Source organism: Pseudomonas sp. B21-036 (assembly GCF_024748925.1).
GTDB lineage: Bacteria > Pseudomonadota > Gammaproteobacteria > Pseudomonadales > Pseudomonadaceae > Aquipseudomonas > Aquipseudomonas palmensis.
In genome coordinates this window covers 1,749,352-1,766,448 of the sequence record NZ_CP087178.1, presented here as the reverse complement: position 1 = coordinate 1,766,448, position 17,097 = coordinate 1,749,352, and the positions used below count along the sequence as shown (strand labels likewise).

At 66.1% G+C, this 17,097-nt stretch carries 15 protein-coding genes; 12 read left to right on the top strand and 3 right to left on the bottom strand.

All coding sequences use genetic code 11. The features are described from left to right. Positions 1 to 24 precede the first annotated feature (24 nt). The 9 genes from LOY33_RS08045 to LOY33_RS08005 all read left to right on the top strand — a co-directional run bounded on the left by LOY33_RS08045 (position 25) and on the right by LOY33_RS08005 (position 12,152). Positions 25 to 1,305: a glycerate kinase gene (locus LOY33_RS08045; protein ID WP_054915605.1), complete on the top strand. Its 1,281-nt coding sequence runs from the start codon at positions 25 to 27 to the stop codon at positions 1,303 to 1,305. After that, the gene (gene pyk, locus LOY33_RS08040) at positions 1,295 to 2,710 is read left to right on the top strand and encodes a pyruvate kinase (protein ID WP_229590437.1); all 1,416 of its coding nucleotides are present in this window, start codon (positions 1,295 to 1,297) and stop codon (positions 2,708 to 2,710) included. The genes LOY33_RS08045 and pyk overlap by 11 nt, the downstream gene beginning before the upstream one ends. A 150-nt stretch (positions 2,711 to 2,860) precedes the next feature. Then, on the top strand, positions 2,861 to 3,739 hold the full coding sequence (locus tag LOY33_RS08035) for an urea transporter (protein WP_058542041.1): 879 nt from the start codon (positions 2,861 to 2,863) through the stop codon (positions 3,737 to 3,739). A 31-nt stretch (positions 3,740 to 3,770) separates the two neighbouring features. Beyond that, positions 3,771 to 4,595, top strand: coding sequence for an ion transporter (locus LOY33_RS08030; RefSeq protein ID WP_043859890.1), 825 nt, complete (start codon positions 3,771 to 3,773; stop codon positions 4,593 to 4,595). A 92-nt stretch (positions 4,596 to 4,687) separates the two neighbouring features. Then, positions 4,688 to 5,689: a sulfate ABC transporter substrate-binding protein gene (locus tag LOY33_RS08025; RefSeq protein ID WP_043859889.1), complete on the top strand. Its 1,002-nt coding sequence runs from the start codon at positions 4,688 to 4,690 to the stop codon at positions 5,687 to 5,689. A 238-nt stretch (positions 5,690 to 5,927) separates the two neighbouring features. Beyond that, positions 5,928 to 7,967 (top strand): mechanosensitive ion channel family protein, encoded by a 2,040-nt coding sequence (locus LOY33_RS08020; protein ID WP_043859888.1) that lies wholly within the window; start codon positions 5,928 to 5,930, stop codon positions 7,965 to 7,967. Between the two features lie 54 nt (positions 7,968 to 8,021). Then, positions 8,022 to 8,408: a DUF2946 domain-containing protein gene (locus LOY33_RS08015; RefSeq protein ID WP_043859887.1), complete on the top strand. Its 387-nt coding sequence runs from the start codon at positions 8,022 to 8,024 to the stop codon at positions 8,406 to 8,408. Positions 8,409 to 8,498: 90 nt separating this feature from the next. Then, entirely contained in the window at positions 8,499 to 10,652 is a 2,154-nt protein-coding gene (locus tag LOY33_RS08010) for a TonB-dependent siderophore receptor (protein ID WP_043859886.1), read from the top strand. A 48-nt stretch (positions 10,653 to 10,700) separates the two neighbouring features. Then, positions 10,701 to 12,152, top strand: coding sequence for a PepSY domain-containing protein (locus LOY33_RS08005; protein ID WP_258662413.1), 1,452 nt, complete (start codon positions 10,701 to 10,703; stop codon positions 12,150 to 12,152). 102 nt (positions 12,153 to 12,254) lie between these two features. Here the strand turns inward: LOY33_RS08005 and LOY33_RS08000 are convergent, their stop codons facing one another. Then, positions 12,255 to 13,175, bottom strand: a complete 921-nt coding sequence (locus tag LOY33_RS08000) for a class I SAM-dependent methyltransferase (RefSeq protein ID WP_102063796.1) — start codon at positions 13,173 to 13,175, stop codon at positions 12,255 to 12,257. An 81-nt stretch (positions 13,176 to 13,256) separates the two neighbouring features. Continuing rightward, positions 13,257 to 14,162, bottom strand: a complete 906-nt coding sequence (locus tag LOY33_RS07995) for a DMT family transporter (protein WP_213607219.1) — start codon at positions 14,160 to 14,162, stop codon at positions 13,257 to 13,259. 131 nt (positions 14,163 to 14,293) lie between these two features. On the opposite strand from LOY33_RS07995, the gene LOY33_RS07990 reads away from it, so the two are divergent. The 3 genes from LOY33_RS07990 to LOY33_RS07980 all read left to right on the top strand — a co-directional run bounded on the left by LOY33_RS07990 (position 14,294) and on the right by LOY33_RS07980 (position 16,403). Beyond that, positions 14,294 to 14,731 (top strand): Lrp/AsnC family transcriptional regulator, encoded by a 438-nt coding sequence (locus LOY33_RS07990; protein ID WP_043861856.1) that lies wholly within the window; start codon positions 14,294 to 14,296, stop codon positions 14,729 to 14,731. Between the two features lie 98 nt (positions 14,732 to 14,829). Continuing rightward, positions 14,830 to 15,726 carry a hypothetical protein gene (locus tag LOY33_RS07985; protein ID WP_157811456.1) on the top strand — a complete coding sequence of 299 codons (897 nt, stop codon included), beginning with the start codon at positions 14,830 to 14,832 and terminating at the stop codon, positions 15,724 to 15,726. Further along, positions 15,726 to 16,403 carry a hypothetical protein gene (locus tag LOY33_RS07980; protein ID WP_043861855.1) on the top strand — a complete coding sequence of 226 codons (678 nt, stop codon included), beginning with the start codon at positions 15,726 to 15,728 and terminating at the stop codon, positions 16,401 to 16,403. The genes LOY33_RS07985 and LOY33_RS07980 overlap by 1 nt, the downstream gene beginning before the upstream one ends. 3 nt (positions 16,404 to 16,406) lie before the next feature. Here the strand turns inward: LOY33_RS07980 and LOY33_RS07975 are convergent, their stop codons facing one another. Further along, positions 16,407 to 17,069, bottom strand: coding sequence for a hypothetical protein (locus LOY33_RS07975; protein WP_058542044.1), 663 nt, complete (start codon positions 17,067 to 17,069; stop codon positions 16,407 to 16,409). Positions 17,070 to 17,097: the final 28 nt, after the last annotated feature.

Sequence of the window (17,097 nt, the reverse complement as noted above, 5' to 3'; positions counted from 1 at the left end):
AACAATAAGATTTGGGAGCCTGCCATGTCGGTCGATCCGCAACACTTTCTGCGCGAGCTGTTCGCCACGGCCATCGATGCCGCGCATCCACGCCAGGTGCTCGAAGCCCACCTGCCCAGCGACCGCAGCGGCCGCGTCATCGTCATCGGCGCCGGCAAGGCCGCCGCCGCCATGGCCGAAGTGGTCGAGCGCAGTTGGCAGGGCGAGGTCTCGGGCCTGGTCGTGACCCGCTACGGCCACGGCGCCAGCTGCAGCAAGATCGAAGTGGTCGAAGCCGCCCACCCGGTACCGGACGCCGCCGGCCTGGCCGTGGCCAAGCGTGTGCTGGCGATGGTCAGCGACCTCAGCGCCGACGACAGGGTGATCTTCCTGCTCTCCGGCGGAGGTTCCGCCCTGCTGGCCCTGCCCGCCGAAGGCCTGACCCTGGCCGACAAGCAGCAGGTCAACAAGGCCCTGCTCAAATCCGGCGCTACCATCGGCGAGATGAACTGCGTGCGCAAGCACCTCTCGGCGATCAAGGGCGGCCGCCTGGCCAAGGCCTGCTGGCCGGCCACGGTGTACACCTACGCGATTTCCGACGTACCCGGCGACCTCGCCACCGTGATCGCCTCCGGCCCCACCGTGGCCGACCCGAGCACCTCGGCCGAAGCGCTGGCGATCCTCAAGCGCTACAACATCCAGGCCCCGGCCGCCGTCACCGCGTGGCTGAACAACCCGGCCTCCGAAACCGTCAAGGCCGATGACCCGGCCCTGGCCCGCAGCCACTTCCAGCTGATCGCCCGCCCCCAGCAGTCGCTGGAGGCCGCTGCGGTAAAGGCGCGCCAGGCCGGCTTCAGCCCGCTGATCCTGGGTGACCTGGAAGGTGAGTCGCGTGAAGTGGCCAAGGTGCATGCCGGCATCGCGCGCCAGATCGTGCAGCACGGCCAGCCACTGGCGGCGCCCTGCGTGATCCTGTCGGGCGGCGAAACCACCGTCACCGTGCGCGGCAATGGCCGCGGCGGGCGCAACGCCGAGTTCCTGCTCAGCCTCACCGAAAGCCTGAAGGGGTTGCCCGGCGTGTACGCACTGGCCGGTGACACCGACGGCATCGACGGCTCCGAAGACAACGCCGGGGCCTTCATGACCCCCGACAGCTATGCGCGTGCCCAGGCCCTGGGCCTGTCGGCGGCGGACGAGCTGGACAACAACAATGGCTACGGTTATTTCGCCGCGCTCGACGCCTTGATCGTTACCGAGCCCACGCGCACCAACGTCAACGATTTTCGCGCCATCCTGATCCTCGAGACCGCACAACATGACGCCTGACAAGAAAGTCAAAATCCTCGCCACCCTCGGCCCCGCGACCAAAGGCATCGACGACATCCGTCAGCTGGTCGAAGCCGGGGTGAACATCTTTCGCCTGAACTTCAGCCACGGCGAGCACGCCGACCACGCCATGCGTTTCGAATGGATCCGCGAAGTGGAGCGCCAGCTCAACTACCCGCTGGGCATCCTCATGGACCTGCAGGGCCCCAAGCTGCGCGTCGGGCGTTTTGCCGAAGGCAAGGTGCAGCTGCAACGCGGCCAGGCCCTGCGCCTGGACCTGGATGCCACACCGGGCGATGCACAGCGGGTCAACCTGCCCCACCCGGAGATCATCGCCGCGCTGGAGCCGGGCATGGACCTGCTGCTCGATGACGGCAAACTGCGCCTGCGCGTGACCGCCAAGCACGCCGACGCCATCGACACCGAGGTGCTCAACGGCGGCGAACTGTCCGACCGCAAGGGCGTGAACGTGCCCCAGGCGCTGCTCGAGCTCAGCCCGCTGACCGAAAAGGACCGTCGCGACCTGACCTTCGGCCTGGAGCTGGGCGTGGACTGGGTGGCCCTGTCGTTCGTGCAGCGCCCTGAAGACATCATCGAGGCGCGCCAACTGATCGGCGACCGGGCCTACCTGATGGCCAAGATCGAGAAGCCCTCGGCGGTCGCGCAACTGCGCGAGATTGCCCAGTTGAGCGACGCGATCATGGTCGCCCGTGGCGACCTGGGCGTGGAAGTGCCGGCCGAAAGCGTGCCGCAGATCCAGCAGCGCATCATCACCACCTGCCGCCAGCTGGGCCGCCCGGTGGTGGTGGCCACGCAGATGCTCGAGTCGATGCGCTTCAGCCCGGCCCCGACCCGCGCCGAGGTCACCGACGTGGCCAACGCCGTGGCCGAGGGCGCCGATGCGGTGATGCTGTCGGCCGAGACCGCCTCGGGCGACTACCCGCTCGAAGCGGTGCAGATGATGAGCAAGATCATCCGCCAGGTCGAAAGCGGCCCGGACTACCAGGCCCAGCTGGACGTGGGCCGGCCACAGGCCGAGGCCACCGTGTCGGATGCGATCAGCTGCGCGATCCGTCGCATCAGCGGCATCCTGCCGGTGGCGGTGCTGGTGAACTACAGCGAGTCGGGCAACTCGACCCTGCGCGCAGCGCGTGAACGGCCGCGTGCACCGATCCTCAACCTGACCCCCAACCTCAACACCGCACGGCGCCTGAGTGTGGCCTGGGGCGTGCATTCGGTGGTCAACGATCGGTTGCGCCAGGTGGACGAAGTGGTGTCCACGGCACTGGAGATTGCCCAGGCCCAGGGCATGGCCAGCCGTGGCGACATCCTGTTGATCACTGCCGGTGTGCCTTTTGGCAAGCCGGGGTCGACCAATACGCTGCGGATCGAAACCCTGCTCTGACCGCTTCGCCGGCAACGCCGGCTCCTACACACGGCACAGACCCTGTAGGAGCCGGCCTTGCCGGCGAAGAGGCCCGCACTGACACACACCACACCGTGGGACAACATAGCCCGAAGAGGCGCCCCACTCCACCCACCCTGACCCACTGCCATGTACACCAAGAACTTCGTCAACCCGTGCCCCGACTGGGCCACCGCCTTGCTCAACGGTTTCAGTCAGGTGCTGCTGCAGCGCAACCCGCTGTGCGGCCTGCTGTGCCTGCTGGCCATCCTGATTACCGCCCCCGAACTCATCGGCGGTGCGCTGCTGGGCGCCCTTGCCGGGCTGCTCACCGCGCAGCGCCGCGGCTACAACCGCGCCGACCGCCAGGCCGGCCTGTACAGCTACAACGGCGTGCTGCTGGGCCTGCTGCTCAGCCACGCACTGCCCTGGTCGGCCCTGCTGCCCCCGCTGATCATCGCCGCCGCGGGCCTGAGCAGCATGCTGGTGCACCAGTGGCTCAAGCGCAAAAGCCCTCGCCTGCTGCCCGCCTACACCGCGCCCTTCGTGCTGATCGGCTGGGCGGTACTGGCGCTGGCCGAGCCTTCCAGCGCCGGCTACGCCCCGGTCGCGGCCAACCCGCTGTTCGCCCTGGGCCGCGGCCTGGGCCAGATCTTCCTGCTCGACCAGCCGCTGGCTGGCCTGCTGATTGCCCTGGGCCTGCTGATCGCCAACCGCTACGCCGCCGCCTGGGCGCTACTGGGCGCCGCCCTGGGCGGCAGCGTGGCGCTGCTCGGTGGCGAGGCCGGCGCCGGCTACTACGGCCTGTACGGTTTCAATGCGGCGCTGGCCGCGCTGGCCTTCAGCCAGACCCGCGCACAACCCTGGCGGCCGTTGCTGGCCATCGTTCTGGCCATCGTGCTGCAACCGCTGCTGGGCCTGTTGCCGGTGCCGGGCCTGACCGCGCCGTTCATCCTCGCCTGCTGGCTGCTGCAACTGGGTACCGCTGCCCGACGTCGCCCGCTTGCACAGCTGCGGGCCAGCCCCTAGGCTCTGCTCCATCTTGTAATGGAAAGCGCCCATGAGCACCCCTTCGAGCTGGCGCGAGCGGCTCTACGTCATCGTCTTTCAAGCCGACACCGTGGCCGGCCGGCGCTTCGACAGCATTCTGCTGCTGATCATCCTGGCCAGCCTGATCACCGTCATCCTCGACAGCATCGACGAGGTCCACCAGGGCTACGCCGGGCTGCTGGCCTGGATCGAGTGGGGCTTTACCGCCATCTTCCTGGCCGAATACCTCACCCGCCTGTACTGCTCGCCCAAGCCGCTGCGCTACGCCTTCAGCTTCTACGGGCTGGTGGACCTGCTGGCAATCGTGCCGGGCATCATCGCCATCTACTACAGTGACGCGCAGTACCTGCTGATCATCCGCGTGATCCGCATGCTGCGCATCTTCCGCGTGCTCAAGCTCGGCCCGTACCTCAAGCAGGCCAACTACCTGATGTCGGCGCTGCGCGGCAGCAAGCAGAAGATCATCGTGTTCCTGGTCAGCGTGTCGACCCTGGTCACGGTGTTCGGCACCCTGATGTACGTGGTCGAAGGCCCGGAACACGGCTTCACCAGCATCCCCAAGGGCATCTACTGGGCCATCGTGACCCTGACCACCGTGGGCTTTGGCGACATCGTGCCCAAGACCCCGCTGGGCCAGGTGATTTCCTCGCTGGTGATGATCACCGGCTATTCGATCATTGCCGTGCCCACCGGCATCTTCACTGCCGAGCTGGCCAACGCCATGCGCGGCGAACAGCTGCAGCACGCCTGCCCCACCTGCCACAAGGGCAGCCACGAGCAGAGCGCCGCGTTCTGTTCACGCTGCGGCAATGCGCTGTTCAAGAAAATGGAATAACCACAGCACTTTTTAATCTTTAAGCGACTAAGGCCGAGCCGCTATAGTCGCTGGCATAATGCCTTTCTCCCAACTCGAACAAGGAATGCGCAGTGAAAAAACTCTTTGGTGCCTCGCTTCTGGCCGCAGGCCTGGCCCTGGGCAACCTCGCCCAGGCCGCCCCGACCACCCTGCTCAACGTCTCCTACGACGTGATGCGCGACTTCTACAAGGACTACAACGCCGCGTTCCAGAAGCACTGGGAAGCCGAGCACAAAGAGAAGATCAACGTGCAGATGTCCTTCGGCGGTTCGAGCAAGCAGGCGCGCTCGGTGATCGACGGCCTGCCGGCCGACGTCATCACCATGAACATGGCCACCGACATCAATGCCCTGGCCGACAACGGCAAGCTGGTGCCGGACAACTGGGTCACCCGCCTGCCCAACAACAGCGCGCCCTTCACCTCCGCCACCGTGTTCATCGTGCGCAAGGGCAACCCCAAGGCCCTGAAGGACTGGCCCGACCTGCTCAAGGACGGCGTACAGGTGATCGTGCCCAACCCCAAGACCTCGGGCAACGGCCGCTACACCTACCTGTCGGCATGGGGCTATGTGCTCAAGAACGGCGGTGACGAGAACAAGGCCAAGGACTTCGTCGGCAAGCTGTTCAAGCAGGCACCGGTGCTCGATACCGGTGGCCGTGCCGCGACCACCACCTTCATGACCAACCAGATCGGCGACGTGCTGGTGACCTTCGAGAACGAAGCCGAGATGATCGCGCGCGAATTCGGTCGCGACCAGTTCGAGGTGATCTACCCGAGCGTGTCGGCCGAAGCCGAGCCGCCGGTGAGCGTGGTCGACAAGGTGGTGGACAAGAAGAAAAGCCGTGCCACCGCCGAGGAGTACCTGAAGTACCTGTGGTCGCCTGAAGCCCAGGAAATTGCCGCCAACAACTACCTGCGCCCACGCGACGCGACCGTGCTGGCCAAGTACACCGACCGCTTCCCCAAAGTCGACTTCCTGTCGGTGGAGAAGACCTTCGGTGACTGGCGCACCGTGCAGAAGACCCACTTCAACGACGGCGGGATCTTCGACCAGATCTACACCGGGCAGTAAGGCCGGGTGACGAATCCGGGGCCTGTGACGGGCCCCGGATTTTTTGTGGCCGGCGTTCGGGCCTGTCGCGGGTCAAGCCCGCTGCCACAAGGTGATGTGCCGATTTCAAGGGCGATATCGCACCTGTGGGAGCGGGCTTGACCCGCGATGAATTCACCTCGGTTTCGAACTTGCCCGGCAAATACCGATCAGTTCCTTGGACTACCCTTTCCGTCATTCACGGCTCAAGGAGTGCCCAGTGACCCGATTGCTCACCCTGCTGCTCGGTTGCCTGCTCAGCACGCAACTGCTCGCCGCCAGCCTCATCCCCGGCACCGACAGCGCCGAAACCGCCGAAAAAGCCCCGGAACCCGTGGTTCAGGGCGGCCTGCTCGGCGCCCTGGCCAACAGCCTCGACAGCGTCACCCAGGAAATCGACGTCGACGGTCACCTGGTCGACGCCTGGCGCCTGCGCGCCAATCGCGCCAGCAAGGAGGCCAACCAGCTGGTCGACCGCCACGCCGAAGACTCCTTCGACCTGCTGGTGGACTTTGCCCTGCTCAGCCTCACCTGGCTGGTGGTGTTCGGCGTGCTCACCAGCCTGGGCCGCGTGCTGTCCCACCACATCAATCGCAGGCGCCCGCTGCGCGAACGTCCGCGGTTGCAGAAACTGCTCGGCTACCTGCTGCCCTACACCCTGCCGGCCCTGGCCAGCCTGCCCGCCACCCTCTACGCCAGCACGCGCCTGCTCGACCCCTCGATCGGCCGCGCGCTGGGCCTGAGCCTGGCCTACGCCACCAGCAGCGGCCTGTTCTCGACGTCGATCATCCTGTGCCTGATCACCGTGTTCGACACCGGCCACAAGCGCACCGCCGTTCGCATCATCCGCAAGATCGCGCCACGCCCGTTGTTCATGATCGGCTTTCTCGCCGCCTGGGCCGACGCCCTGACCAGCCCGCAGATCACCCGCCAGATCGGTGGCAACCTCACCAGCAGCATCGCGGTGATCACCGGCCTGCTGGCCACCTTCGCCTTCGCCGCGCTGGTAATCCGCCTGCGCCGCCCGGTGGCCCACCTGATCCGCAACCGCGACCTGCACGACCGCCTGCAGCACCGCGCCCTGCAGGAAACCCTGCGGATCTTCTCGTGGCTGTGGTACCTGCCGATCCTGATGATGATCCTGGTATCGGCGATCAACCTGATCGGCGCCGGCGAAGAAAGCCAGAAGGCCCTGCAAAAGGCCCTGCTGACCACGGTGCTGCTGGTGGGCACGGTGTTCCTGAGCACGGTGCTGCAGCACCTGTTCAAGTCCCGCGAGGTCGACCCCGGCCAGCGCCTTCGCCCCTACAAGGAACTGGTGCGCAACCTCGCCCACGCGCTGCTGCGCATCGGCATGGCCATCGCCTTCATCGAGCTGCTGGGGCGCATCTGGGGTTTTTCGGTGCTCGAATTCGCCGTGCGCAACAGCCTGGGCCGGGCAATCAGCGATTCGCTGAGCAGCATCGGGTTGATCTTGCTGGTCACCTGGCTGCTGTGGGTGGTGATCGACACCGCCATCCAGGAAGCCCTCAAGCCCAGCGCCGGCCGGCGCGCTTCGCGCCAGCCCAGCACACGGGTGCGCACCATCCTGCCGATGCTGCGCAACGCGGTGAAGATCGTGCTGGTGGTGATCTGCACCATCACCACCATGGCCAACCTGGGCATCAACGTGGCGCCGCTGCTGGCCGGTGCCGGGGTGGTCGGCCTGGCCATCGGTTTCGGTTCGCAGCAGCTGGTACAGGACGTGATCACCGGCCTGTTCATCCTGATCGAGGACACCATCGCCATCGGCGACTGGGTGGTGCTCGACTCCGGCCACGCCGGCACCGTCGAGAGCCTGACCATCCGCACCCTGCGCCTGCGTGACGGCAAGGGCTTCGTGCACTCGGTACCGTTCGGCCAGATCAAGGCCGTCACCAACCAGTCGCGCCAGTTCGCCTATGCGTTCTTCTCGGTGCAGTTCAGCTACCAGACCGATGTCGACAGCGCCCTGCACCTGATCCGCGAGGTGGGCCAGTCGATCAGCGAGGACCCGGTGCTGCGCCACAGCCTGCAAGGGCCGCTGCAGGTGTTCGGGGTGGACGCCATGAACCTCAACGGCATCACCCTCACCGCCCAGTTCCGCACCACCTCGGGCGGGCAGTACGCGGTGAACCGGGCGTTCAACGAACGCCTGAAAAAGCGCGTGGACCAGACCGACGACGTGAGCTTCGCGCAGTATTACCCGCAGCCAGCCCACGTACGCGACGAAACGGTGTAGACACTGCGGCGTTCAACCTTCCCGGCATGGGAAGGTGGTGCTAAAGTCGCCGCCATGAAATTTACCCGTGCCGACCGCTCGCTGATTGCCTGGACGCTGTACTTCAGCGTCCTGTTCAATCTGTTCGCCTGCGGTATCGGCCACGGGCAGATGATGGGCCTGCAGCTCAACGGCATCGGCGGAGCCTTCTGCTCGGCCATGGGCACCCCGGGCCCGACCCTCAAGACCGATTACAGCGACGCCTCCATCGCCGGCTGGGACAGCCTGCAAACCTGCCCGGTGTGTGCCGCGGCCGTGGTGTGCCTGGCCCTGAGCCTGGTGATCGGCTGGCTGCTGGCGTTCACCCGCACGCGACGCTACCACCGCGAACTGCGCAGCAAGGCGCCACCTCGCTACTGCTGGCCCTCGGCCAACCCGCGCGCCTCCCCCCTGCTGGCCTGATCCAACCCGGCAGCCTTGCCGCTGCCCGTACCGGCACACGCCTGCGCCACTGCGCGGGGGTGCCGTTGGCTCACCTGCAGAGTTCGCTCAATGACCCCTTTCCCACGTTTGCAGGGCTGCACTGCCCTGCTCTGCGCCCTGTCGCTCAACGCCGTTGCCGACGAGGCACTCGTGCTGCCCGATGTACTGGTCAGCGACCGGCCGATTCCGGTGGACGGCGTTTTGCTCGACACCCCCTCGCAAACCGGTTCGCGCCTGGGCCTCACGCCCCGCGAAACCCCGGCCTCGATCAGCATCGTCAACCGCCAGCAGATCGAACAGCGCGGCGCCAGGACCACCCAGGACATGCTCGCCGGCGTACCCGGCCTGAACGCCGCCTCCCCGCCCGGCTCGGCCGGCTCGGTATCGTACCGGGGCTTTTCCGGGGCGCAGATCACCCAACTGTTCAATGGCATCAGCGTGCAGTACGACTCGATCGCCGCACGCCCGGTCGACAGCTGGATCTATGACCGCGTCGAAGCGGTCGGCGGCCCGTCCAGCTTCCTGTTCGGCGCCGGCGCCGTAGGCGGCTCGATCAACTACATCACCAAGCTGGCCAACCGCGACGAAGATTTCAATGAAGGCCGCGTCAGCTATGGCAGCTACGACAGCAGCGAGACCTCGTTCGGCTTCAACCACGCACTCAACGACACCAACCATGCGCGCCTGGATTTCAGCCATACCCGCAGCAATGGCTACGTCGACCGCGAGGAGCGCGATGCCTGGAGCGTGGCGTTCTCGCTGCTGACCGACATCAACGACCAGCTGTCCCACACCCTGGCACTCGAATACCAGAACGAGAGCGTCGACAGCCCCTACTGGGGCAGCCCGGTGCTCAACCCGCTGGGCGGCCAGATGAAGGTCGACAAGAGCCGGCGCTTCGAGAACTACAACGTCGAGGACGGGCGCTACGAGCAGCGCGTGCGCTGGCTGCGCTCGATCACCGAGTACCGTTTCGACGACGCCACCTCGCTGCGCAATACGCTTTACCACTACAACGCCGAGCGCAATTTCCGCAATCTCGAGACCTACACCTACAACGCCGACAACAGCCGCGTGCAACGCGCCGGCAGCCTGCTGCAACGGCACGACCAGGAGCTCAACGGCAACCGCGTGGAACTGCTGCATGACGGCCAGCTGTTCGGCCTGCGCAGCCAGTGGTCGACGGGCCTGGACTACAGCCACAACGTGCAGATGACCTACCCGCGCTCGGGCACCGCTGCCGGCAGCGTCGACCCCGACCACTTCGACCCGGGACACTTCTACGACCTGCCGGGCATGTTCCCCGGCTACGAGAAGAACCGTCAGAACACGGTCGACACCTGGGCCGGCTTTTTGGAGAACCGCCTGACCCTGACCGATCGCCTGACCCTGCTGACGGGCCTGCGCCACGACAGCATCGACCTGCAGGTACGCAACTACCGCGCCGTCAACGAGGCCAACCCGGCGCAGTTCAAACGCCGCTACCAGCCCACCACCGGGCGTGTGGGCCTGGTGTTCGAGCTGACCCCGTCGGCCAACGTGTATGTGCAGTACAGCACCGCCGCCGACCCGCCCGCCGGCATGCTCACCACCGCCAGCTTCGGCCAGGTGCGCGACTTCGACCTGAGCACCGGCAAGCAGCTGGAGGTGGGCAGCAAGTTCGACTTTCTGGACGGACGCGGTTCGGCCACCGTGGCCGCCTACCGCATCGAGCGCGACAACCTGGCCACCGCCGACCCGGCCAACCCCGGCTTCACCCAGCCGGTGGGCAAGCAGTCGTCACGCGGTATCGAGGTGGCGGCGGCGCTGCGCGTCACCCCGCAACTGCTGGCCGAAGGCAACTTCGCCTATGTCGATGCGCAGTACGACGCGTTCAACGAAAACGTCGGCGGCCAGTCGTTCTCGCGCAAGGGCAACACCCCCACCAACACCCCGGACCGGGTGGCCAACCTGTGGCTGACCTACGACCTGGACCCGCAGTGGCAGGTGGGCGGCGACAGCCGCTATGTGTCGTCGGTGTATGCCGATGCGGCCAACACCCGCTACGCGCCGTCGTACACCCTGTTCGGGGCCTTCGTCGGCTACAAGGTGGATGCCGACACGCGCATCACCGCGCGGGTGCGCAACCTGACCGACGAGGTGTACGCACGCTGGACTTCGTCGAGCATGCTCTACCTGGGTGCACCGCGCACCTTCGAACTGGCGGTGCAGACCCGCTTCTGACTGGGCCGGGCCGGGGCGTTCGCGCCCCGGCCCTGATGGAGCGTTGCAATGAAGCGTTATCTGTATCTGTGGCATCGCTGGCTGGGGATCGTGACCTGCGTGTTCATGGCGCTGTGGTTCGTCTCGGGCATGGTGATGCTGTACGTGGGCTACCCCAAGCTGACCCCGCGCGAGCACCTGGCGCACCTGCCGGCGCTGTCGGCGCAGGGCTGTTGCGTCTCGCTGGGCGAGGCGCTGGCGGTGGCCGATCCGCAACCTGCACGCATACGCCTGAGCAGCGTGGCCGGGCAGGCGCTTTACCTGTTCGACTATGCCAGCGGCAAGGCCGTGGCGGTGGACGCAACTAGCGGCCAGCGCATCGCACCCACCACCCGCGAACGGGCGCTGGCCAGTGCCGGGCAATACGACCCGCATGCGCCGCTGACCTATCGCGACGCGGTGCAGGAAGACCTGTGGAGCCATTCGCGCGCACTGGATGCGCACCGGCCGCTGCATCGCGTGCAGTTGAGCGATACGGACGGCACCTTGCTGTACATCAGCGGCCAGACCGGCGAAGTGGTGCGCGATGCCAGCGCCAGCGAGCGCGGCTGGAACCTGATCGGCGCCTGGCTGCACTGGCTGTATCCGTTGCGCGGCATCGGCGTGGACGGGTTGTGGAGCAACCTGGTGATCTACCTGTCGCTGGCGGCCAGCGTGATGGCGCTGCTGGGCGCGGTGGTGGGGGTGATGCGCTGGCGTTTCAGCCGGCCCTACCGCAGCGGTTCGCGTTCGCCGTACAAGGGCTGGGCACGCTGGCACCATGTGGGCGGGTTGCTGTTCGGTGCCCTGGCCATCACCTGGATTTTCAGTGGGCTGATGTCGATGAACCCGTGGCGGCTGTTCAGCAGTGCGCAGCCGCTGGATACCTCGGCGTATCAGGGCGGGCCGCTGAATGCGGCGGCGTTCCCGCTGTCGGTGCCCCAGGCACTGGCGCGCTTTGCCGACAAGGGCTTCACCGCCCGCGAGCTGGAGTGGCGGCTGATCGGGGGCGCGGGGTATGTGGTGGGCCAGGACGGCGCGGGACGCACGCGGGTACTGTCGATGCACGACGGCCAGGTGCTGCAGCGTCTGCCACGGGCGGTGCTGGAGCAGGCGGCGCGGGCGATCGGGCCGGCGATGCAGGTGCAGCAGTTGGAGGCCTACGACTTCTACTACTACGCGCGGGCCGAGCAGAGCATGCTCGGGCATCTTGAAAAGCGTCTGCCGGTGCTGCGGGTGCGCTTCGACGACCCGGCGCAGACCTGGCTGCATCTGGACCTGTACACCGGTGAAGTACTGGGGCAGCTGGACCAGCCACGGCGCGTGTCACGCTGGCTGTTCGCGTTGCTGCACAGCTGGGACTGGCTACCGCTGCTGACGCGGCGGCCGTTGTGGGATGGGTGGATGATCGTGCTCAGCCTGGGTGGGCTGGTGCTGAGCGTGAGTGGTGTGGTGATGGGGTGGCGGCGTTTGCGCCGCTAGCCTTCGGATCGCATCGCGGGTCAAGCCCGCTCCCACAGGGTTAGTGCCAATCCTTGTGGGAGCGGGCTTGACCCGCGATAGGCCAGCACTGGCACAACAGATTCACCCCTGGCGAAACACCAGCGCCTTCAGCCCGCCCACCGGATCACTGTCCGCAAACTCCGGTGGGTTGGCCAGACGCTCCACGAACACCAGCCCCGGCGCCTCGGCTGCCATCCCCTCGATCAGAAAGTCAGGCCCGATGGCCGGGTCGTTCACGCACGCCAGCACCGTGCCGCCTTCATTCAACAGCTCCGGCAGGCGGCGCAGGATCTTGCTGTAGTCCTGGGTCAGCACAAAGCTGCCCTTCTGGAACGTCGGCGGGTCGATGATGATCAGGTCATACGGCCCGCTCTTGCGCACCTTGCCCCATGACTTGAACAGCTCATGCCCCAGAAACCCCACCCGCCCCAGGTCATGCCCGTTGAGCCGATGGTTGTCGCGCCCACGGCTCAGGGCCGAGCGCGCCATATCGAGGTTGATCACCTGCTCGGCCCCCCCGGCAATCGCTGCCACCGAAAACCCACAGGTGTAGGCGAACAGGTTGAGCACCCGCTTGCCCGCCGCCTGCTCGCGCACCCAGCGCCGGCCATAGCGCATGTCCAGGAACAGCCCGGTGTTCTGCTTCAGGCCCAGGTCCAGCTGATAGCGCAGGCCATCCTCGTCGATCACGCGGTGCTCGCTCGGCTCGCCCAGCAACCACTGGCCGGGGCTATCGGGCAGGTAGCGGTGCTGAATCAGAATCGCCTGCCCGGGCCAGCCAGGGCTGGCGGCCAGGGTGCGCAGCATCTGCTCCAGCGTGGCCAGCTGCCCTTCGGGCGGTTCGCGAAACAGCGAGACCAGCAGCACGCCCTGCAGCCAGTCCACGGTGATCTGTTCGAGCCCCGGCCAGCAGCGCCCGCGCCCATGGAACAGGCGCCGGGTTTCGGCAGGCGCAGGGTTCAGGGCACCGAGCAGGTGGGCGTGAAGGGTGGCAATCGGCATGGCAGGATTCACTGGGACAAAAAGGGCTATTTTAGCGGCAAGCTTCACGCAGCAAGCGACAAGTTTGCGCCGGGCGCCTGTTTACTTGTCGCTTGTGGCGTGCAGCTTGCCGCTCGCCCTCCACCACCAGCCCTGCTGCATGCCGGCAGCCGCCAGCAGAATCGCCGCCACCCCCAGCCATTGCAGCGCGCTCAAGCGATGGCCAAAGGCGAACCAGTCGACGAAGATCGCCGCAATCGGGTAGATGAACGACAGCGCCCCGGTCAACGCGGTCGGCAGTTTCTGGATGGCGCCATACAGCAGCACGTACATCAGGCCGGTGTGCACGATACCCAGCGTCACCAGGCTGGCCAGCGCCCCCGCAGTGCCCGGCAGGCCGCCGGTATTGGCAAAGGGCGCCAGCAACAGGATGCCGGTGCTCACCTGGATCAGCGCGATCAGGTGCGGCGGCGTGCCACTCAGGCGCTTGATGATCAGCGCGGCCACCGCGTACAGAAACGCCGCGCCCAGCGCCAGCGCGATGCCCGGCAGGTAATCCTCGCCACTGCCCTGCCCGCTGCCGTGGGCACTCACAATGGCCAGCATCCCGGCAAACGACACCCCCAGCCAGAACAGCTTGGGCACACTGAGCTTTTCACCCAGAAACACCGCCGCCAGCCCCACCAGCATGAACGGCTGCACGTTGTACACCGCCGTACCGATGGCAATCGAGGCCCGTGAATAGGAGCCGAACAGCAGCACCCAGTTGCCCACGATGGCCACCCCGCTGAGTACCGCCAGGGCAAAGCTGGCACGTGTGAGGATGCCCGGCCGCAGAAAACCCAGCACGGCGCACACCAGCAACAGCGTGCCGGCGCCGAACACGCAGCGCCAGAACACCACGTCCAGCACCGGTTGCCCCGACACCAGCACGAACCAGCCGATGGTGCCGGATATCAGCATCGCGGCGACCATTTCCAACGACCCACGGCGTATTGAATTGTCCATCTCTCACCTCCCAGACGATGGACAGATTATGCGAGCGAGAAGCCAGGGCACTCCATAGCAAAAACAAGGCTAGACTCAAGCCTTGCCTTTTTTATCAAGGCAATTTCATTGATCTGCCTGACGAGGATTGCATGACTGACGATATTGACCAGCTGTTGATCAAGGCGCTGATGGAAGACTCGCGGCGTTCGCTCAAGGCGCTGGCGCACCTGAGCGGGCTGTCGGCGCCCAGCGTCAGCGAGCGCCTGCGTCGCCTGGAAGAACGCGGCGTGCTCAAGGGCTACACGGTCGACATCGACCCGCGCAGCTTCGGGTACCAGTTGCAGGCCATCGTGCGCATTCGTCCGTTGCCGGGGCAGTTGCAGGAGGTGGAGCGCCAGATCATCGCCATCCCCGAGTTCACCGAGTGCGACAAGGTCACGGGTGACGACTGCTTCATCGCGCGCCTGCATGTACGCTCGATGGAGCAGCTCGACACCTTGCTCGACAAGCTCAACAGCCACGCCGAAACCAACACCGCCATCGTCAAGAAAAGCCCGGTGAAGCGACGGCTGCCGCCGATGGCATAAGCGCCATACTGGCGGGCGGCGCGGGATTCGCAGAGCAACGGCACGTTCCACACATATGCTAGCCTTGCGCCCCTCTCCCGCAAGGACGCACTGTCACCATGTTCGCTTTCCCAAGGCCCCTCTGCATGCTGGGCCTGGCGCTGGCCTTCACCAGCGCCCACGCCACCGACCCGATCAACCTGTACCAGGGCACCCTCGGCGAGCGCAAGGTCGAGGTCGCCCTGCAATACACCTCGCAGTACGAGTACGTGCAAGGCTACCTGCTGGACACCGAGCACCACACCAGCCAGCCACTGGAAGTGACGCCCTACAGCAAGGACGTGCCACTGCTGATCAACATCATGGACAACCCGCGCATGCCCGCCGCAGCATTGCGGGTGCGCCCCTTCGTGTTCACGCACGATCGCGACTTCAGTGGCGAATGGATCGACCTGCGCACCCGGGAACGTGTGCCCTTCAGCCTCACGCGCCAGACTCGCTTCAGCGACGAGCAGCGCTCCAGCTGGCAAGGCGCGCTGCTGCAACAGCCGCAGAACCGCGGCAAGAGCTTCTATGTGCACGCCAGCAAGGCCGAGGGCGAATACACCGGCAAGGTCGATCGCATCACCATCATCGACCTCGCCAGCGGCAGCACACTGCAGGTGCTGGACAACCTGGCGCTGGCGTTCAACGGCACCCGCACCCTGACCTTCGCCGACTACAACGGTGACGGCATCATCGACTTCAGGGCCTCGCCCATCGGCCAGCGCGCCACCGGCGGCGCCAACCAGGAGCCGGACCAGTTCTACCTGTACCAGCCCACCAGCAATACCTACCAACGCCACACCGAACTCGAAGCGCTGGGCGACAAGGGCGCGCTCAAGTTCCCCGCCCCCGGCTGGGTAGCCCAGCGCCAGGGCAGCAACTACGACACCGGGACCAGCGACTGGCAGTACTACCACTTCGTCGACCCCAAGCAACTGGTGTGGCAGCGCCACAGCGTGGAGCCTTTCTGATGCCGTTTCGTACCCTGTTCGCCTGCCTGCTGCTGTGCCTGAGCGCCAATGCCCTGGCCTACCATTCCGTGTACCAGGGCAAACTCGGCGGGTTGCCGGTGACGCTGGTGATCGAGCGCACCAACGACTACGTGACCGGTATCTACTACTACGAGCGCTACCACACGCCGATCCGGCTCAAGCCCACGCGCAACACCGATACCTACAACTTCGCCATGGACGAACTGGACAGCGGCGGCCTGCCCACCGCGCGTCTGCATTTCCAGAAAGCCGATTTCAGCAGCCGTGCCCAGCCGCTGCAAGGCACCTGGACCGCCTACGCCAGCGGCAAGCAGCTGCCCTTCACGCTCAAGCTGGTGGCCGACATCGGCCTGCAGACACCCTCGCCGGGCGCGGTACTGCCCCAGGCTGCATCCACCGAACGCTTCTACTTCCAGTTGCCGATGGACATGGACTATGCCGCCCTCGAAACCATCCAGGTAATGGACAAGGCCACCGGCAAGCTGCAGCAGACGCTGGAGGTGAAGGTGCCGGGCTGTCGCAGCAAGGGTATCGACACCGTCCAGGTACGCCTGCAGGGTGGCGCCACCCAGGTGCTCATCCCTTCCAGCCCGTATTGCCTGGGCAAGACGTTCGAGTGGCGCGAGGCCAGCGCACGCTTCGAGGTGGTGAACTAGCCCTCAGCTCGGGCAGGCGAGGTCGCCGTTGTCCAGCCCCTGCTTGTAGTTGCGGCTGAGCAGGCTGGCCTTGCCGTCGTGCCAGGTCAGGGTCAGCACATACAGCGAGTCGAAATCCTCGCCGTCCCAGTCGTCGGTGATGGTGCGTTTTTCGCCCAGCGCCTTGCCGGCCACGGTGTTGATCAGCTCGGGCAGGTAGCCGTGTGACCACGCGGTGTAGACCGTGGCGTTGCGGTACTTGTCCTGCAGCAGCTCGTCGGCCAGGTCGCCGGTGTCGTTGGCGCCGAAGTCGATGTTCACCGGCAGGCCGAGCTTGATCGCGCTCGGGCTGATGGTCATCAGCGGACGGATATAGCTGTAGGCGTTGTCGTTGCTGCCCTCCTCCACTTCGCGGCTGGGGTTGGCGGCAAACACGTAGTCGGCGGGGCCGAATTTTTCCGGGAGCAGAGTGGCCAGGTCCAGGGCGCGGTTGAGGCCCTGGCAGTTCAGTTGCCCGAGGCCTTCGCCGGGCTTTTCTGCATGGCGCAGGAAGACCAGGGTCTGGGTGCCGTCCACCGGCTGGGCTCGGCTTTCGAGCGCTTCGAAGGTCAGCAGGGTGGCGCCGACGACCAGCGGAACGGAAAACAGCGCAGGGCGATAACGCCGAAAAAAGGAGGGCAACTTCATGGCACGGGCTCTTTGCGACAAATAGGGT